This window comes from Microbacterium sp. NPDC056044 (genome assembly GCF_042267145.1).
Taxonomy (GTDB): domain Bacteria; phylum Actinomycetota; class Actinomycetes; order Actinomycetales; family Microbacteriaceae; genus Microbacterium.
On sequence record NZ_JBHJWZ010000006.1, the window covers coordinates 122,524 to 140,257 of the forward strand.

Consider the following 17,734-nt stretch of genomic DNA (forward strand, 5'->3'; position numbering starts at 1 on the left):
CGGGCCGCGCAACGCTGCACGGCCGTCGGGTGTGGAGGTATTCAATATGGCGCTGTGGTCACCCGCAACGCACGCGCGGCCGAACCGGACGATCCGGGCCGTCGGCCGTGCTCGGTGGGACAGATCGTCCGGGCTTGTGTGACGGTCAGGAAACCGCGGCGTTTCGGCGTCGGCACCACGTGGAGGGGCGGATGCCTCGCCCCCGCGCGACAGTTCGTCCGCCGCGCATCGTGATCAAACCGTGCGGAACCCAGGTTCAGCGGGCCCGGCACCGAGGCTCAGCGCTGGCAGCTCGGGCACCAGAACACGATGCGCTCGCGCGTCGGATCGGCGCCCAGGCTCCCACCGCGGATGAGGGTGCCGCAGCGGCGGCACGCGCGGCCTTCGCGGCGGTACACCCAGTCGGTGCGCCCGGGCCGGGTGTCGCCGGTGAACGTGCGGTCGGCGCGGTCGCGGTTGGCGCGGATCATGCGTGATCCGAGATCGATCATGGCCGCAGCATCCGTCTCGTTCGCGGGCGTCGTCGGCAGGACGCCGCGCACGAAGAGGATCTCGTTGACGTACTCGTTGCCGAAGCCGGCGACGTTGCGTTGGTCTTGCAGGGCGACATGCACGGCGCGCGGATCGGCCGCGAGGTTCTGCGCGGCCGTCGCGGGGTCCCAGGTCGCGGAGAGCGGATCGGGGCCGAGGTGGCCGACGAGTTCGTCCTCGGCCGTCGTGGGCACGACCTTGATGTCGGCGAGGTCGAAGCCGACCGTCTCCCACTCGGTGCCGTCGGCGGCCCGCGCGCCGATGACGGCGCGGGCCCGGAAGCCGGGCGCTCGCCAGCGCTCGCCGCGCCGGTACACGTGCCACTCGCCCTCCATCTTGAGGTGGGTGTGGAGCGTCCACGGGCCGATGCGATGCAGCAGGTGCTTGCCGCGCGCGACGACGTCGTGCACGACGTCGCCGGTGAGGTCGACCGTCGCCGCCTGGGGTACGCGCAGCTCGAACCGGGTGACGGTCGCGCCGGCGAGGGCGGTGTTCAGCCGCCGGGCGGTTCGATACACGGTGTCGCCCTCAGGCACGGGCGCTCGCCCTGCCGTCCGGTCCCTGCGCCTCTCGCAGCGCGTCGCCCGCCGTGAGCCGGCGCAGCGTGAGCCCGCGGGGGGACTCCACGAAGCCCGCCTCCCGGAGGGCCCGGCCGACGGAGGTGCCGTACACGAACGCGCCGTTCACCTGCTCGATCGTGAGGGTGTCGAGGCGTCGCGCCCGCGCGGTCGCCGCGAGGTCGCGGGTGGCGGCCGCCAGCGCCGCCTCGTCACCGGTGAAGGCGAGCGCGGACTTGCCGCCCCGTTCGAGGTAGAGCGCGAGCGCGCCGTCGACGAGCACGACGAGGGCGCCGGCCTTGCGCCCCGGGCGGTGCGAGACGCCCTCGAGCGCCGGCCACGCGAGCGCCGCGCCATACGGATTGGCGGGGTCGGTCGCCGCCATCGTGACCGCCATCAGCGGCGGCGGGTCGGCGAGCCCCGCGAACTCGCGCAGCCGGTCGACGGTCGCCGATGCGGCGAACTGCGCCGCGCCGAGCTTCTCGATGACATAGCCGCGCCGGCAGTGGCCCGCCTCTTCGAATCCGGCCAGCACCCGGTACGTCTGGGCGAACCCGCCGGGCACACCCTCGGACTGCACCGCACCGCGCGTGACGACGCCGTAGCGGTCGAGGAGCAGGCTCGCCGTGGCGGTCGCCCGCAGCGCGGCGTCGGGCTCGGCCTCGGGCAGCAGTGACCATCGTCCGCCGATCGCGGGCGGACGAGCGGGAACGGATGCTGCCACCGCCCTCACCGCCGCGCCCCGGTAGAGCCGGGCCCGTGGCGTGCGGCGGCTCACGCGATGGGCCTGCGATCCGCCGGAGACCAGCGCCCGGACGGGAGCGAACGTGTCGTTCGTCACGAGGCCCGCCCACGTCAGGCGCCACAGCGCGTCCACCACGGACTGCTCGTTCTCGGCGCCCGTCGCCTGGCGCAGCTGCGCGGCGAAGTACGCCCCGCCGCCCGCCAGGGCCGATAGCACCTGTGCGTCGAGCGATCCCGCAGCGACCGTTTCGGCCTCGTCGGGGAGGGCCAGCGTGAGCGGCACCGCATCGGCGGGGTGCAGCGCGATCCAGCCGTCGCGGCCGGGCAGGCTGCCATGCCCCGACCACACCACCTCGCCGGTGGCGGTGAGCTCGTCGAGCATGCCGGGGGTGTAGTCGGCGACGCGTGCCGGGAGCACCAGCGACTCCCACGCGCTCGCGGGGATCGGCACCCCGGCCAGCTGCTCCACCACGGCGGCGACTCCGTCGATGCCCTCGAGCGGACGGGTCACGTGCTGCCACACGGGCAGGAACCGCGCGTAGGCGTGCTGCGGGACGGGCTCGACGCTGCCCCGGATCGCGGCGAGTGAGCGCATGCGCAGCCGGCGCAGCACCTCGGTGTCGCACCACTCCGCCTCGTCGGCGCGTGCGGTGGTCGACGACTCGGGGAGGAAGAAGCCGCTCGTGACGCGTCCCTGCGACTCGAGCCGCTGCAGGGTGAGTCGCGCGACGGCGACCCCGACGCCGAGGCGGTCGGCCAGCGCATCCGCCGTGAAAGGCCCGTGCGTGCGCGCGTACCGCGCGACGAGATCGCCGAGCGGGTCGGCCACCGGCTCGAGGAACGCCGTCGGGATGCCCACGGGCAGCGCCGCGCCGAGCGCATCGCGCAGCCGCCCGGCATCTTCGATCGCCGCGACGCGCGTGATCCCCGCGATGGTGACGGGGATGGCGCGGCGGGCGGTGACGAGCGCATCGAGGAGAGCGGATGCCTCGGCCTCGGTCGCGTGTCCTGTTTCGGCCCCGTCCGGGGCGGGGCCGGACTCGAGACGGGCGGCGGCCTCGGCCGCGTCGAGCGGACCGAGCAGGCGCAGCAGGTCGGCGACGCCCTCGAGCCCTCGCGCGCGGCGCTCGGGGTCGAGGCGCTGGGCCTCGCGCTCGAACTGGGCGATGACGTCGGGGTCGAGGAGCTCGCGCATCTCGACCTTGCCGAGCAGCTCCGACAGCAGCGCGGGGTCGACCGAGAGCGCGGCGGCGCGGCGCTCGGCGAGCGGCGAGTCGCCCTCGTACATGAACGCGCCGACGTAGCCGAAGAGGAGATCCCGGGCGAACGGCGAGGGCTGCGCGGGCTCGGTCTCGATGAGCCGGATCTTGCGCTCGCCGATCCCGCGCATGAGGCGCAGCAGCGAGGGGACGTCGTAGACGTCCTGCAGGACCTCGCGGAGGGTCTCGAGGATGATCGGGAACGTCGGGTAGCGGCGCGCGACCTCGAGCAGCTGGGCCGAGCGCTGGCGCTGCTGCCACAGCGGCGTGCGCTTGCCGGGGTTGCGGCGCGGCATCAGCAGCGCGCGGGCGGCGCACTCGCGGAACCGTGAGGCGAACAGCGCCGAGCCGCCCACCTCTTCGGTGACGATCTGGTCCAGCTCGTCGGGATCGAACACGAAGAGGTCCGCGCCCGGAGGCTCGGCCGTAGCATCCGGAATCCTCGCGATGATGCCGTCGTCGCTCGCGACCGCCGATCCGTCCACGCCGAGCCGCTCGCGGATGCGCGCGTTGACCGCGAGCGCCCACGGCGCGTGCACCTGCATGCCGTACGGCGAGTGCAGGATCACGCGCCAGTCGCCGACCTCGTCGCGTCCGCGCTCCACCGTGAGCTGGCGGTCGGTCGGCAGGGTGCCGGTCGCCTCGCGCTGCTCGGCGAGGTATGCGAGCAGATTGTCTTGGGCGTACTCGTCGAGGCCCGCCTCGCGCAGTCGCGACTCGGCCTTGTCGGGCTTCGCCGCCGACACCTCGCGGGAGAACTTGCCGAGCGCTTCGCCGAGCTCGGCGGGGCGTCCGATGCCGTCGCCGTGCCAGAACGGCACCTTGCCCGGCTGCCCGAACGCCGGCACGACGTTGACGCGGTCGTGGGTGATCTCGACGATGCGCCAGCTCGTGGTGCCGAGCGTGAAGACGTCGTTGACCCGCGACTCGTAGACCATCTCCTCGTCGAGCTCGCCGACGCGCGCGTTCTGCGATTCGCCGGCGATGAAGACGCCGAACAGGCCGCGGTCGGGGATCGTGCCGCCGCTCGTCACCGCGATGTGCTGGGCACCCGGGCGGCCGGTGAGCACGCCGAGGTCGCGATCCCAGATGACGCGGGGACGGAGTTCGGCGAACTCGTCGGACGGGAACCGGCCGGCGATCAGGTCGAGCGTCGCCTCATAGGCGGAGCGGGGGAGCGAGCGGAACGGCGCGCTGCGCTTGAGCGTGTCGTACCAGCCCTCGACGTCGACGGGGCCGATGGCGGCGGCGGCCACCGTCTGCTGGGCGAGGATGTCGAGCGGGTTCTGGGGGATCGCGATCGCCTCGATCTGGCCCGCGAGCATGCGTTCGGTGACGATCGCGGTGTGGAGAACGTCGCCGCGGTGCTTCGGGAACAAGGCGGCGCGGCTCACCTCGCCGACCTGGTGGCCCGCGCGGCCGATGCGCTGGAGTCCCGACGCCGCGCTCGGCGGCGCCTCGACCTGGATCACCAGGTCGACCGCGCCCATGTCGATGCCGAGCTCGAGGCTCGACGTCGCGACGACGCAGCGCAGGACGCCGGACTTCAGCTCTTCCTCGACCTGCGCCCGCTGCTCTTTCGACACCGAGCCGTGGTGCGCCTTCGCGAGCACCGGGTCGGCGCCCGCTGTCGCGCCGGCCTGCGCCATCATCGCGGCGGGCACCGTCTGCTCGGGCAGGTCGAGGCCGAGGCGCTCCGAGTAGATCTCGTTCAGCCGGCCGGTGAGCCGCTCGGCGAGACGTCGCGAGTTGCAGAAGACGATCGTCGAGCGCTGCAGCAGGATCCGGTCGACGATCGCCTCTTCGACGTGCGGCCACACCGATCCGGTCATCTCGGTCTCGTCCGCACCGGAGGCCCGTGGCCGCGCGCCCGACTGGCCGTCGGCGAACCAGTCCTCGTCGATCGGGTCGTCCGCCGCCGCGCCCGGCTCTTCCCACGCGCCGTCGCCGTCGGAGCCGAACGGGCTCGGCGGCGGAGGCGGGTTCAGCATGTCGCCGATCGGCACGACGACCTTCATGTCGAACGCCTTCGAGGCCTTGGGCGCCACGATCTCGACGGGCTCCGCACCGCCGAGGAAGCGCGCGACCTCGTCGATCGGACGCACGGTCGCCGACAGGCCGATGCGCTGCGCAGGCGGAGCATCGGGTGCGAACGAGCGTCGCAGCGCGTCGAGTCGCTCCATGCTCACGGCCAGGTGGGCGCCGCGCTTCGTCGCCGCGACCGCGTGCACCTCGTCGACGATCACGGTGTGCACGTCGCGCAGCGTCTCGCCCGCGCGGCTCGTGAGCATGAGGTACAGCGACTCGGGCGTGGTGATGAGGATGTCGGGCGGGGTCTGCACCAGCTTGCGCCGGTCACCCGCGGGGGTGTCACCCGACCGCACGCCCACGGTGACATCGGGCACGCTCAGCCCGAGGCGCCGCGCGGACTGCCCGATCCCGACGAGCGGCGACCGGAGGTTGCGCTCGACGTCGACGCCGAGCGCCTTGAGAGGGGAGATGTAGAGGATGCGGGTGGCGGGGGCCGCGGCATCCCGTCGCTTCTTCTTGCCCTCGGGAGCCGGCGACGCCGGGGCCTTGTCGTGGAAGACGCGGTCGATCGCCCACAGGAACGCCGACAGCGTCTTGCCCGAGCCCGTCGGTGCGACGACGAGCGCATGCTTGCCGGCGGAGATCGCCTCCCACGCGCCCTTCTGCGCGTCGGTCGGGGCATGGAAGGCGCCGCGGAACCAGTCCTGCGTGGCAGGACCGAACCGCTCGAGGACGTCGCCCATCACTCCATCTTGGTCGGGATCACCGACATCGGGGCAGGGTTACCGGCTGACTCAGCGCTCGTCGGGCATCAGGATCCAGAGCACCAGGTACATCGGGATCGAGATGCCGAAGAAGACGGTCGCGGCGACCGTGAGCACGCGCACCGGCACCACGCTGCAGCCGAAGCGATCGGCGATGCCTTGGCAGACTCCGGCGATCATGCGTCCTTTTACGGGGCGGACCAGGCGATGCATGCGTTCATCATGGCCTGGCGCACCGGCGCGCACCAGGGGTCAGCGCTCGGAGGGCACCAGGATCCACAGCAGGATGTAGATCCACAGCGACAGGCCGAAGAAGACCATCGCGATCAGGGTGAGGATGCGCACGAGGGTGACGTTCCACCCGAAGCGGTTGGCGACGGCGGCGCAGACGCCGGCGACCCATCGGCCCTGCTGAGGTCTCACGAGTGCGTTCATGGTTCCATCCTGGTCGTGTCGGTGGGTGCCCGCACGGGTGCAGGCCCCCGACTCGCGCCGGGGCAGGCCGCGGCATCCGTCTCCCGTTCCGGAGATGACAGATGCCGCGGCCCGGGCTTCAGCGCTCGGTGAGCGTGCCGTCGCGGTCGAGCTCGAGCACGAGGCTCACGCCGATGCGCTCCAGGAACGCGTCGTCGTGGCTGACGACGAGCACCGCGCCGCGGTACGCCGCGATCGCATCGACGAGCTGGTCGACCGTGTCGAGGTCGAGGTTGTTCGTCGGCTCGTCGAACACGAGCAGCTGCGGCGGCGGATCGGCGAGCATGAGCCGCGCGAGCGCGACCCGGAACCGCTCGCCGCCCGACAGCGTCCCGACCGGGCGCTCGACCGCGGCCCCTCGGATGAGGAACCTCGCGAGCCGGTTGCGCAGCTCGACGATCGTGACGTTCGGTGCTGACGGCGCGACGTTGTCGAGCACGGATGCCGCGTCGTCGAGTCCGTCCACGCGCTGAGGCAGGTAGCCGACCCGGTCGGTGTGCAGCTCCGCGTGTGCCGTTTGCAGGACCGATGGCGCGCGGTCGGCGGCGACTCCCGGATACTCGGGGTTCTGGCCGGCCGCATCCGGATCGGATCCTGCAAACGGTTCGAAGCCGACCACGGGAGCGACCAGCTTCTCCAGCAGCGTCGTCTTGCCGGCGCCGTTGGGGCCGATCAGCGCGACGCGCTCGGGGCCCTGGATGATCCATGAGCGCTCGCCGTCGCCGAGGGTGGCGATGCGGCGCCCGGCCGGAACCCCGGGGTCGGGCAGGTCGATCTTCACGATGTCGTCGTCGCGCACGCGGCGTTCGGCGAGGTCGAGCGCTTCGCGAGCGGATGCCTCGCGGTCGGCCTTCTCGCCACGCAGCTTGCCCGCCGACACCTGGGCGGCCATGCGCCGCCCGTTCGCGATGATCTTCGGCACGCGCTTCTCGTCGAACGCCTTCTGCCCCATCTCGGCGCGGCGCGAGAGGGTCGTCTCGGCCTCGATGCGCTGGCGCTTCTCGCGCTTGACGGCCTGCCGAGCAGCGCGTTCGGCGTCGCGCGCGGCGCCCTGTTCGGCATCCAGCCACGCCCGCCACTCGGAGTAGGGGCCGCCGAACACCGACAGCTCGTTCGCGTAGAGCTCGGCAGTGTCGTCCATCAGCTCGAGCAGCGACGTGTCGTGGCTGACCACGACGAGCGTCCCGCGCCACGCGCGCACCATGTCGTACAGGCGCGCCCGCGCTTCGCGGTCGAGGTTGTTGGTGGGTTCGTCGAGCAGCGCGATGGGTGCACCGCGCAGGCGGATGCCGGCGATCGCCGTGAGCACGGCCTCGCCGCCCGACAGCTGTCCGACGCTGCGGTCGAGCATGTCGGGGGCGAGTCCGGCGTCGGCCAGCGCCGCGTGCGCCCGCGCTTCGATGTCCCAGTCGGTGCCGACCGCGTCGAAGTGACGGGGGTCGGCGTCGCCGGACTCGATGGCGCGCAGCGCCCGGAGCGTGTCGCCCACGCCGAGCAGGTCGGCGACGGGCCGGTCGACGTCGAGCGTCAGGCGCTGCGGTAGGTACGCAGCATCCGTCGCCCCGGCGATGTGACCGCCCGATGGCGCGAGCTCGCCTGCGATGAGGCGAAGGAGCGTGGACTTGCCGGAGCCGTTGCGGCCGACGAGGCCGGTGCGGCCGGTGCCGAACGAGCCGGAGACGTCCGCGAGGGCGGCGGATCCGTCGGGCCAGGTGAACGAGACCCGGTCGAGGACGATGGCAGGGGTGAGGGTGTGTGCGGGCATGAGGCCTCCTGTGTCAGACGTGCGCTGACACCGATGGCCGCGCAGCGTCGCCCGGGCATGCCGGAGCGGAGTCAGAAGCGGCGGATCGACGGCAGCGCGAAGTTGTTCAAGCGCTGGCGCGTCGAGAGTCGACGGAGCAGCGCGATTACAGCGCGGTCGCGTCGATCAGCTTCAAGGGAGTTCCTCACGGAGGGGACAAGGCCGTCAGCCACCATAGCCGACATCCCTGGACAGGGCCAGGGTGGGTCAGGACCCGGGGGTTGCCGTCAGGTCTTCGAGGCGCTTGTCGAGGAAGATCCGCACGTCGTCGAGCTCCTGCTCCGAGACGCTGTGCGTGAGGCCCTGGTACACGCGGCCGCTGAGGTCGACGCGTTCGGGCAGCCACTGCGTGGTGTGCACGACGAGGAACCCCGGGATGACGTCGTCGTTCGTGCCGCGCCCCCAGAACACCGGCGGGCGGCGCTCGGCGAGTTCGGCGTCGTGCGGAAGCTCGCCCGGCGTGACGTAGCCCGACAGGTTCACCGCGTACGCGAAGCGCTCGGGTGCCAGCCGCATCGCCTGCAGAGAGACGGCGGCGCCTTGCGAGAAGCCGAGAAGGCCGACGGATGCTACGCCCCCGGCGTGCGCGTCGACCCACGTGATCACCGCCTCGGCCGCGCGGTTCACGTGCGAGGGGTCGCGGCCGTCCAGGCCGTCGATCGGGTACCAGGACCGGCCCGGCGCCGGCCACGGCGGAACGAGGGGAGCGGCCAGGCTCGCCACGGCGAGGGCCTCGGGAAGGTAGCCGCGGAGGGGATACAGGTCGTGCTCGTCGGCGCCGTAGCCGTGGAGCAGCAGGAGGAGGTGGCGCCCCGCGAGCGCCGACCGATCGGTCGACCACAGCACGGCATCGGCATCGAGGACGAGCGCTTCCGGCATGCCCTCATCCTGACATGCGCCGCCGACACGGCCGGGCTGCGCGCAGCCCGGCCTCGTCGCGGGCGGGTCGCGCGGGGTATACAAGAGGCATGTCCGTGCGCACTCCCGACCCCGAACCTGCGGGCGACGAGCCGTTCGGCCCGCCGGCCGGCAACGTCTCGAACCCCGCGTGGCTGAGCGACATCGAGCTCGAGGAGGCCCGTCGCCGGCTGCCCATGCTCTACGTCGAGGGCGTTCCGGTGCGCACCGACGGCATGGGGCAGGTGACACAGGTCGGCATCCTGCTGCGGGCGACCCCCATCGGCGAGATCTCGCGGACCATCGTGTCGGGCCGCGTGCGGTACGGCGAGACCGTCCGCGACGCGCTGTTCCGCCACCTCGAGAACGACCTCGGGCCGATGGCCTTCCCCCTGCTGCCTCCGCAGCCGACGCCCTTCACCGTCGCCGAGTACTTCCCCCTCCCGGGCGTCAGCGCCTATCACGACGACCGCCAGCACGCCGTGTCGCTCGCGTTCGTCGTCCCCGTCACCGGCACGTGCGAGCCGCGTCAGGACGCGCTCGAAGTGACGTGGCTGACACCGGAGGAGGCAGCATCCGACGCCCTCTCCGCCGAGATGGAAGGCGGACGCGGCACCCTCGTGCGCATGGCGCTCGCGAGCGTCGGCGCCCTGCGCTGATCTCGGCGAGCCCGTGGGGATCCCGCCCTCGCGCGGTGTCGCCGCCCGCGCATAGGCTCGCAGGGTGACTCTCGCGCCCCTGCCCTTCCCATCCGACGCCGCCGGCTGGGCGGTCTTCGTGAGCGAGCGCCCCGCCGAACGGATCGCTCGCGTGCACGAGATCGACGCGCGCCTGACCTCCGAGCCCGCGCTCCGCACCGCCGAGCGCCTCGAGCTCTGGAACGACGCCGACATCGCGCTCGCCGAGGCCCTCAGCGAGGCCTACGTCGTGAGCGAGGCGCACCCCGACGCCGAGGTGCGCGAGGCCGCCGAATCGCAGGTGCAGGCGGTCGAGTCGCTGTCGGCGGCGCGGCTGCTGAACCGCGACCTCTGGAACTCCTTCGCGGATGCCTCGGCCGAGGGTCTCGACGAAGATCAGGGGCGTCTGCTCGCGCACCTGCTGCGCGACTTCCGCCGCGGCGGTGTCGAGCTCGACGAGGCCGACCGCGAGCGGGCCAGGGAGCTCGCCGACCGTGACACCGAGCTCTCGCTGGCGTTCTCGCGCAACATCCGCGACGGGCGCCGCGAGATCACCGTTCCGGTCGAAGGACTGGCGGGCATGCCGCAGGACTTCCTCGACGCGCACCCCGCAGACGCCGACGGGCGGGTCGTGCTGTCGACCGACTACCCCGACCTCATGCCCATCCGCGACTACGCGCACGACCGCGCCACGCGCGTCGCGCTCGTGAGCGCGTACAACGACCTCGCGTGGCCCGAGAACGACGCGATCCTGACGGAGCTGCTCGAGGTGCGCGCCGAGCGGGCCCGCCTGCTCGGCTACCCCGACTGGGCCGATTACGAGACCGAGACCCGCATGATCGGCGCGGGCGCCGAGATCCCGGCCTTCCTGTCGCGGCTCGACGACGCTTCGCAGGCGGCGACGGATGCCGAGTACCCGATCCTCCTCGAGCGCCTGCGCCGCGACGTGCCCGATGCCGACGTCGTCTCGGTCGCCGACTTCTGGTACCTGCTCGGGACGATCAAGCGGGAGCAGTACGACGTCGACGCGCAGCTCGTGCGGTCGTACTTCCCGTTCGAGCGCGTCGTCGCGGGCGTGGTGGACGTCACGGGACGCCTGCTCGACGTCGAGTACGTGCCTGTGGACGTGCCCGCGTGGCACGGCGACGTGCAGTCGTTCGACGTGGTGCGGGGTGCTGATCGCCTCGGTCGCATCCACCTCGACCTGCACCGCCGCGAGGGCAAGTTCAACCACGCGGCCTGCTTCCCGTTGGCGCCGGGCGTCTCGGGGCGCGTGCTCCCCGAGGCGGCGCTGCTCTGCAACTTCTCGCGCGGCCTGCTCGAACACGACGAAGTCGTGACCTTCTTCCACGAGTTCGGGCACTTGGTGCACGACATCCTCGGGGGACGGCAGCGCTTCGCCCGCTTCAGCGGGGTCGCGACCGAGTGGGACTTCGTCGAGGCGCCGAGCCAGCTCCTCGAGGAGTGGGCGTGGGACGCCGACGTGCTGGCCTCCTTCAGCGCGAACGCCGACGGCGAGCCCATCCCGGCCGACCTCGTCGCGCGCATGCGCACCGCCGACGCGTTCGGCCGCGCGCTCGAGGTGCGCCGCCAGCTGGGACACGCGAACGTGTCGTACCACCTCCACGTCGACCGGCCCGCCGACCTGCAGTCCGAGACGGAACGCCTGTACGCGGCATCCAGTCCCGTCCAGCCGCTGGGAGGACTCCACTCCTATGCCGGATTCGGGCACCTCACCGGCTACGGCGCCTGCTACTACACGTACCAGTGGAGCCTCGTGATCGCGCGCGATCTGCTGAGCGGATTCGACGCCGGCCTGATGGACCCCGAGGCTGCTCGGCGCTACCGCACCGAGGTGCTGGAACGGGGCGGATCCCGCGACGCCAGGGACCTCGTCGAGGCCTTCCTCGGACGCCCGTCGTCGTTCGACGCGTACCGCGACTGGCTCGCGGGCGAATGACGTTCGGCACCGCGTTTCGCAGACATAACCGGGGGCGGTAAGGTTCTGCTACCCGATCTGCAGATTTGGTGCGACACAACCCCCCCCCGGGTGTCGTCTCGATCAGGGTGCGCGCTCGCTGAACGCCGTCGGTCTGGGGCCGCGACGCAGGGCGAGCGCTGAAGCCGCGCCCTGCCCGCCGACACCGCGAAATCTTGAACCGGAGTCTCGATGTCCGACCACCAGCCCGTTCCCGCTGTCAACGGCGGCGAGGAGTCCTCCTTCGAAAGCCTTCTTGGCGCATCATCGTCGCCGACGGTGGTCGCCGGGTTCACGACATCTTTCCGGGGGTACGACCGAGACGAGGTCGACGCCGCCATCGCGCGACTCGACACCATGGCCAGGGCGGCCAAGGACGAAGCGGCGCAGCTCAAGCAACACCAGCGCCGCGCCGGCGCCGCCGTCGCACAGAGCCGCGCCAAGGCTGACCGGCTCGAAGCCGAGCTTCAGGCCGCGGCAGAGGCGCGGCAGGCAGAGATCGACGACGCGATCGCCGCGCGTCAGGCGGAGATCGACGCCACGCTCGCCGCCCGACAGGACGAGATCGACCGGCTCGAGGCGGCCCTCGCCGAGGCCGAGCAGACGCGACAGGCGGAACTCGAGCGCGTCGCGGCCGAGGCATCCGCCGCCCGCGAAGAAGAGGGAGACGCGGTCAAGCGGCTCGAGGGCGAGCTCGAGCTCGCCAACGCGAAGGTCGCCGACGCCGAGCAGCGCGTGCAGGCCCTCAGCGACGAGCTCGTCGGCGCGACCACCGAGTCGCCCAACCGCCAGCAGTTCGAGGAGGTGCTGCGGGTCGCCGAAGACCAGGCGAGCCTGCTCATCCGCAACGCCACGACCCAGGGCGACCGGCTGCTCGAGGCCGCCCGCGAGGAGATCGCGAACCGCCGCGCGTCGGCGCAGGCCGAGGCCGACGGCATCGTCTCGCAGGCCCAGCACGACGCCCAGCAGATCAAGCTCAAGATCGACACCGAGCTGACCGCCCACGAGGCGCGCCTCGAGCGCGAGACGGCTTTCGCGGCCGAGAAGGTGTCGCAGGCCGAGCGCGAGGCCGCCGCGATCCGGTCCGAGGCCGAGAAGGGCGCGGCGGTGCTGCGCTCGACCGTCGCCCGCGAGACCGCGCGCGACCGCTCCGAGGCCGAGGAGACGGTGCGCGAGCTGCGCCTGCGCGCCCTCGAGTTCGAGGCATCCCTCACCCGTCGCCAGGATGACGCGCACCAGGAGTTCCTGGTGCTGCACAACCAGGCGGTCGCGCACGCGGAGCGCATCACGCAGGACGCCAACGAGCAGGTCTCTGCGTCGCTCGAGCACGCGCAGCGCGTGTCGGTGAAGGCCGAGGACTTCGAGCGGCTCATGCGCGCTCAGTCTCAGCAGATCGAGGCCGACGCGCAGCTGCGCGCCCGCGAGCACCTCGACCGCGCCCATGTGAAGGCTGAGCGCATCATCGACCTGGTGACGACGCACTCCCAGTCGGTGCTCCGCGATGCCGAGGACCGCACGCGCCAGCTGCGCTGGCAGCAGCACCAGCTGATGAGCTTCATGGCCGAGGTCAAGGAGCTCATCCGCCCCGAGGGTCCGCTGGCGTCGGCCGAGGATGCGGCCGACGGTGCGGAGCCGGCGGCGCAGGCCTCCGTGGCGGACGACGCTGACGCGGAGCGGACGGATGCTGCGGCCGCCGTCGACGACGAACCCGAGGTTGCGGAGGCCGAAGTCACCGAAGTCGAGGTTGCGGAGGCTGACGCTGAGGCCGGCGAAGTCGAGGTTGCGGACGCCGAGGCCGGCGAAGCCGAGGTCGCGGACGAGTCGTCAGAGGCCGAGGATCCCGGAACCGATGACCACGACGGCGACCAGGAGCGCGAACAGCACCACGAAGGCTGAGCCTTCTCCCGCTCGCTGAGCGGAGCGCGCTTGGGCGCGCGACGACGAAACGCCCCGGACTTTGCGTGAAGTCCGGGGCGTTTCGTCCTGCTCGTGCCTCGCTCGCTCAACGAGCGGGGGACGGCGTGCGGGCTCAGGAGGCCGAGGTCTCCCGGGCGATCGCGGCCAGGAAGGCGTCGATGTCGTTCTCGGAGGTGTCGAAGCTGCACATCCAGCGGACCTCGTTCTTCGCAGCATCCCAGTCGTAGAACGTGAAGGTGGAGCGGAGGCGATCTGCCACACCGTCGGGCAGGGTCGCGAAGACGCCGTTCGCCTGGGTCGGCTGCGTGAACGCGATGCCCGAGATCGAGCCGTCGGCGAGCCCCGCCTCGATGCCGGCGCGCAGGCGCTGCGCCATCGCGTTGGAGTGCGAGGCGTTGCGGTGCCACAGGTCGCCCTCGAGGAGCGCGAGCAGCTGCGCCGACACGAAGCGCATCTTCGAGGCGAGCTGCATGTCGAGCTTGCGGAGGAAGGTGAGGCCCTCGGACGCCTCGGGATTCAGCACCACGACGGCCTCGCCGAGCATCGCGCCGTTCTTGGTGCCGCCGAAGCTCAGCACGTCGACCCCGGCGTCGCGGGTGAAGGCGCGGAACGGCACGTCGAGGGAGGCCGCGGCGTTCGAGATGCGCGAGCCGTCCATGTGCAGATGCATGCCGAGGCTGTGGGCGTGGTCGGCGATCGCCCTGATCTCGTCGACCGTGTACAGCGTGCCGAGCTCGGTCGACTGCGTGATCGACACGACCAGCGGCTGTGCGCGATGCTCGTCGCCCCAGCCCCACGCCTCACGGTCGATCAGCTCGGGCGTGAGCTTGCCGTCGTCGGTCGGCACGGTCAGCAGCTTGATACCGGCCACCCGCTCGGGCGCGCCGCCCTCGTCGACGTTGATGTGCGCGGTGCCGGCCGAGACCACGGCGCCCCAGCGGGGGAGCATCGACTGCAGTCCGACCACGTTCGCGCCGGTGCCGTTGAACACCGGGTACGCCTCGACGCCCTCACCGAAATGCCGGGCCATGACCTCCTGCAGACGCGCGGTGTAGACGTCGGCGCCGTAGGCGACCTGGTGGCCGTCGTTGGCCGCGGCGATCGCCGCGAGCACCTCGGGGTGGATGCCGGAGTAGTTATCGCTGGCGAAGCCGCGCAGGTTCGGGTCGTGGATCGTGGTCACGGGTGTCCAATCTAGTTCGGGTGGCTCCGGCGTGGGCCGGCGCCGGACGCGAGCCGGGTCACAGCGAGGGGTCGGTGAGCTCGACGATGGTGTCGTTGATGTCGGCGGCGTCGGCCAGCCAGAGGTCGGCGAAGCGCTGCGCGAGCGCCTCCTCGAGCCCGTCGAGGCTCTTCACGCGGAAGATGACGGATGCTGCGGCCACCGGCCCGCCGCCATCACGGGCGTTCTTCGCGAAGCCCTGCGCGACGGCGCGCGCCCACGCCTCGGTCGCGGCCTTCACTGCGGCGTAGTTCGCGCCGCCGGCGAGCGGACGCGCCACCGCTGTCGAGGACACCACCGCGAGACGCCCCGCCTCGGAGGCCCGCAGGTCTGCGTCGAACGCACGGCTGACGTGGCGCAGCGCCGTGAGCGAGCCCTCGAGGAAGCGGAAGTCCGCGTCGGTCTGGCCGGCGAGCCCGCCTCCGCCGCGCCAACCGCCGACGAGGTGCAGCACGCCGTCGATGGGCCCGTCGGTGGCGTGGATGCGCTCCGCGAGAGAAGCGACCGCGGCTTCGTCGGTGAGGTCGCACACCTCCGTGCGAACGGCCCCGACGGGCTCGGAGACGAGGGACGAGGCATCCGTGCCGAGTGCATCGCGCAGCTCCGCGAGCTTGGCTTCGTCGCGCCCGACCGCGATGACCCGCGCGCCGGCGGCGCGCAGCACCCGGGCCGCTGCGAGACCGGATGCGCTCGTCGCTCCCGCGATCAGAACCGCGCGTCCGGCAACTCCTGTCGCGCTCATCCGGTCACCTCTTCATCTCGTTCAGGAACCATGCTCTCGCCGCGTGCACACGCGATGAGCGCGCACACCGTGTCGTCTCGGCGAGATCATACGATCTCGCCGAGACGCGCGTCAGGCCTCCGCCCCGGTGATCCCGGCGGTCGACTCGATGACGGGCTTCATCTTCTTGTCGAGCGCCTCGAAGAACATCGACAGCGGGAACTCGTCGTCCAGGACCGCGTCGGTGTAGCCCTTCGGGGCGCCCGCGAGGATCTCGTCGGGAAGGCCGCGCGCCCACAGCGAGGCGGGGTTCGGGGTCAGCGTCGAGCGCACGAGGTCGTACGCTGCGAGCCAGTGGGCGGTCTTCGGGCGGTCGATCGAGCGCCAGTAGAGCTCGTCGATCGCCTCGCCCAGTGCGATGACTGCGGCGGGCACGTCGTCCCAGTCGAAGGCGAGCGCGGTGTCGGTCCAGTGCAGCACGTCGCGCTGGTGCAGCCACGCGAACAGCAGCTGGCCGCCGAGCCCGTCGTAGTTGCGCACGCGCGTGCCGGTGATCGAGAACCGGAAGATGCGGTCGAAGATCACGGCGTACTGCACGAGCTTCGCGTGCTCGAGCATCTCGGCCTCGGCCGCGTCGAGCGTCTCGCCCGCCTCGACGCGCGCCGCGAGCCGCTTCTCGATCGCGACGCACTCGCGGAACGCGGTGAGGTCGCATCGCAGCTCTTCGAGCGAGTACAGGAAGTACGGCATGCGCTGCTTGATCATGAACGGGTCGAACGGCAGGTCGCCGCGCATGTGGGTGCGGTCGTGGATGATGTCCCACATCACGAACGTCTTCTCGGTGAGCGCCTGGTCGTCGAGCATGCGCGCGGCGTCGGCGGGGAGGTCGAGCTTCGTGATCCCGGCGGCGGCACGCACGACGCGGCGGTAGCGCGCGGCCTCGCGGTCCTGGAAGATCGCGCCCCACGTGAACGTCGGGATCTCGCGCATCGCGACCGTCTCGGGGAACAGCACGGCGCTGTTGGTGTCGTACCCGGGCGTGAAGTCGACGAACCGCAGCGACACGAACAGCTTGTTGCCGTAGTCGCCGGCCTCGAGCTGCGCGATGAACTCGGGCCAGATCACCTCGACGAGCACGGCCTCGACGTGCCGGTCGCGCGACCCGTTCTGCGTGTACATCGGGAAGACCACGAGATGACGGATGCCGTCAGCCCGATGCTGCTGCGGCTGGAAGGCTTGCAGCGACTCGAGGAAATCCGGGACGCCGAACCCGGTGTCCGTCCAGCGCTCGAAGTCGCGCACCGAGGCGGAGAGGTACGCGGCGTCGTGCGGGAACGCGGGCGCGAGCGCGCGGATGCCGGCCGTGATCTCGGCGACCATGGCGCGGGCTTCGGCGTGGGACGCGGCATCCGGAATCGATCCGTCCTGGAGCTGCAGGGCCTGGATCGCGGTCGCGGCCGCCTTGAGGCGCAGCCAGGCGTCGCTCGTCTCGGCGACGCGGGCGTCCTCGACGACCTCGGGTTCGCCGACGATGGCCTTCGACGTGTGAAGGATGCTGCTGGACATGGTGAACCTCCGATCTTCGAGTGCGGTTTCGCTGTCGATTCTAGAGAAGTTCCCTTGTGTATGCGGTTGGGCAGGAAAATTTCCGGTTCACGACTAGAGTCGAGCCATGCCTGGCTTGGACGACGCGATCGATGCCGCCATCGTGCGCGAGGTGTCGCAGGACGCCCGCGCGACCCTCGCCGACCTGTCGGCGGCCGTCGGGCTGTCGGTGTCTGCGGTGCAGGCGCGCGTGCGGCGCCTCGAGTCGCGCGGCGTCATCACTGGTTACCGCGCCCTCGTCGATGCGGAGGCGGTCGGCAAGCCGCTCGCGGCGTTCGTCGAGATCACGCCGCTCGACCCCGCGCAGCCCGACACCGCGCCCGAGCTGCTCGAGCACCTGACCGAGATCGAGGCCTGCCACTCGATCGCGGGCGACGCGAGCTACATCCTGCTCGTGCGGGTCGCGTCGCCGCGGCATCTCGAGTCGCTGATCCGCGACATCCGCGCCGCCGCCTCGGTCAACACCCGCACGACCGTCGTGCTGCAGACCTTCTACGAGAACCGCCCGATCCTCCCCGCCTGACGCGCGTCGCCGGGGGCATCGGGCAGATCA

General features: G+C 71.8%; 13 protein-coding genes. 4 read left to right on the top strand and 9 right to left on the bottom strand.

All coding sequences use genetic code 11. From position 1 onward, the window contains the following. Positions 1–278 precede the first annotated feature (278 nt). The 6 genes from ACFC1I_RS17730 to ACFC1I_RS17755 form a co-directional block, all read right to left on the bottom strand. On the bottom strand, positions 279–1,067 hold the full coding sequence (locus tag ACFC1I_RS17730; RefSeq protein WP_376012394.1) for a DNA-formamidopyrimidine glycosylase family protein: 789 nt from the start codon (positions 1,065–1,067) through the stop codon (positions 279–281). Beyond that, positions 1,060–5,865, bottom strand: a complete 4,806-nt coding sequence (locus tag ACFC1I_RS17735; RefSeq protein ID WP_376012397.1) for a DNA glycosylase AlkZ-like family protein — start codon at positions 5,863–5,865, stop codon at positions 1,060–1,062. Before ACFC1I_RS17735 ends, ACFC1I_RS17730 begins: the two co-directional genes overlap by 8 nt. Positions 5,866–5,916: 51 nt before the next feature. After that, positions 5,917–6,099: a PspC domain-containing protein gene (locus tag ACFC1I_RS17740; RefSeq protein WP_376012400.1), complete on the bottom strand. Its 183-nt coding sequence runs from the start codon at positions 6,097–6,099 to the stop codon at positions 5,917–5,919. Positions 6,100–6,138: 39 nt separating this feature from the next. Beyond that, on the bottom strand, positions 6,139–6,321 hold the full coding sequence (locus ACFC1I_RS17745; protein ID WP_376012402.1) for a PspC domain-containing protein: 183 nt from the start codon (positions 6,319–6,321) through the stop codon (positions 6,139–6,141). A 118-nt stretch (positions 6,322–6,439) separates the two neighbouring features. Beyond that, on the bottom strand, positions 6,440–8,125 hold the full coding sequence (locus tag ACFC1I_RS17750) for an ABC-F family ATP-binding cassette domain-containing protein (RefSeq protein ID WP_376012405.1): 1,686 nt from the start codon (positions 8,123–8,125) through the stop codon (positions 6,440–6,442). A gap of 246 nt (positions 8,126–8,371) precedes the next feature. Further along, positions 8,372–9,043, bottom strand: coding sequence for an alpha/beta hydrolase (locus ACFC1I_RS17755; RefSeq protein WP_376012408.1), 672 nt, complete (start codon positions 9,041–9,043; stop codon positions 8,372–8,374). Positions 9,044–9,132: 89 nt separating this feature from the next. Here ACFC1I_RS17755 and ACFC1I_RS17760 point away from each other — a divergent pair, with 89 nt between their 5' ends. From ACFC1I_RS17760 to ACFC1I_RS17770, 3 genes are all read left to right on the top strand, one after another. After that, positions 9,133–9,720, top strand: a complete 588-nt coding sequence (locus tag ACFC1I_RS17760; RefSeq protein WP_310288214.1) for an NUDIX hydrolase family protein — start codon at positions 9,133–9,135, stop codon at positions 9,718–9,720. A gap of 64 nt (positions 9,721–9,784) precedes the next feature. After that, the gene (locus ACFC1I_RS17765) at positions 9,785–11,698 is read left to right on the top strand and encodes a M3 family metallopeptidase (protein ID WP_376012411.1); all 1,914 of its coding nucleotides are present in this window, start codon (positions 9,785–9,787) and stop codon (positions 11,696–11,698) included. A gap of 210 nt (positions 11,699–11,908) precedes the next feature. Further along, complete coding sequence (locus tag ACFC1I_RS17770; protein WP_376012414.1) at positions 11,909–13,612, top strand: DivIVA domain-containing protein; 1,704 nt, start codon at positions 11,909–11,911, stop codon at positions 13,610–13,612. A gap of 133 nt (positions 13,613–13,745) precedes the next feature. Here ACFC1I_RS17770 and ACFC1I_RS17775 read toward each other — a convergent pair whose 3' ends face one another. The 3 genes from ACFC1I_RS17775 to ACFC1I_RS17785 form a co-directional block, all read right to left on the bottom strand. After that, on the bottom strand, positions 13,746–14,816 hold the full coding sequence (locus ACFC1I_RS17775) for a threonine aldolase family protein (RefSeq protein WP_376012417.1): 1,071 nt from the start codon (positions 14,814–14,816) through the stop codon (positions 13,746–13,748). Positions 14,817–14,874: 58 nt separating this feature from the next. Then, complete coding sequence (locus ACFC1I_RS17780) at positions 14,875–15,597, bottom strand: SDR family NAD(P)-dependent oxidoreductase (protein ID WP_376012420.1); 723 nt, start codon at positions 15,595–15,597, stop codon at positions 14,875–14,877. A gap of 111 nt (positions 15,598–15,708) precedes the next feature. Beyond that, on the bottom strand, positions 15,709–17,142 hold the full coding sequence (locus ACFC1I_RS17785) for a DUF6421 family protein (RefSeq protein WP_376012423.1): 1,434 nt from the start codon (positions 17,140–17,142) through the stop codon (positions 15,709–15,711). Between the two features lie 115 nt (positions 17,143–17,257). Here ACFC1I_RS17785 and ACFC1I_RS17790 point away from each other — a divergent pair, with 115 nt between their 5' ends. Continuing rightward, positions 17,258–17,704, top strand: a complete 447-nt coding sequence (locus tag ACFC1I_RS17790) for an Lrp/AsnC family transcriptional regulator (RefSeq protein WP_376013099.1) — start codon at positions 17,258–17,260, stop codon at positions 17,702–17,704. The last annotated feature ends 30 nt before the right edge of the window (positions 17,705–17,734 follow it).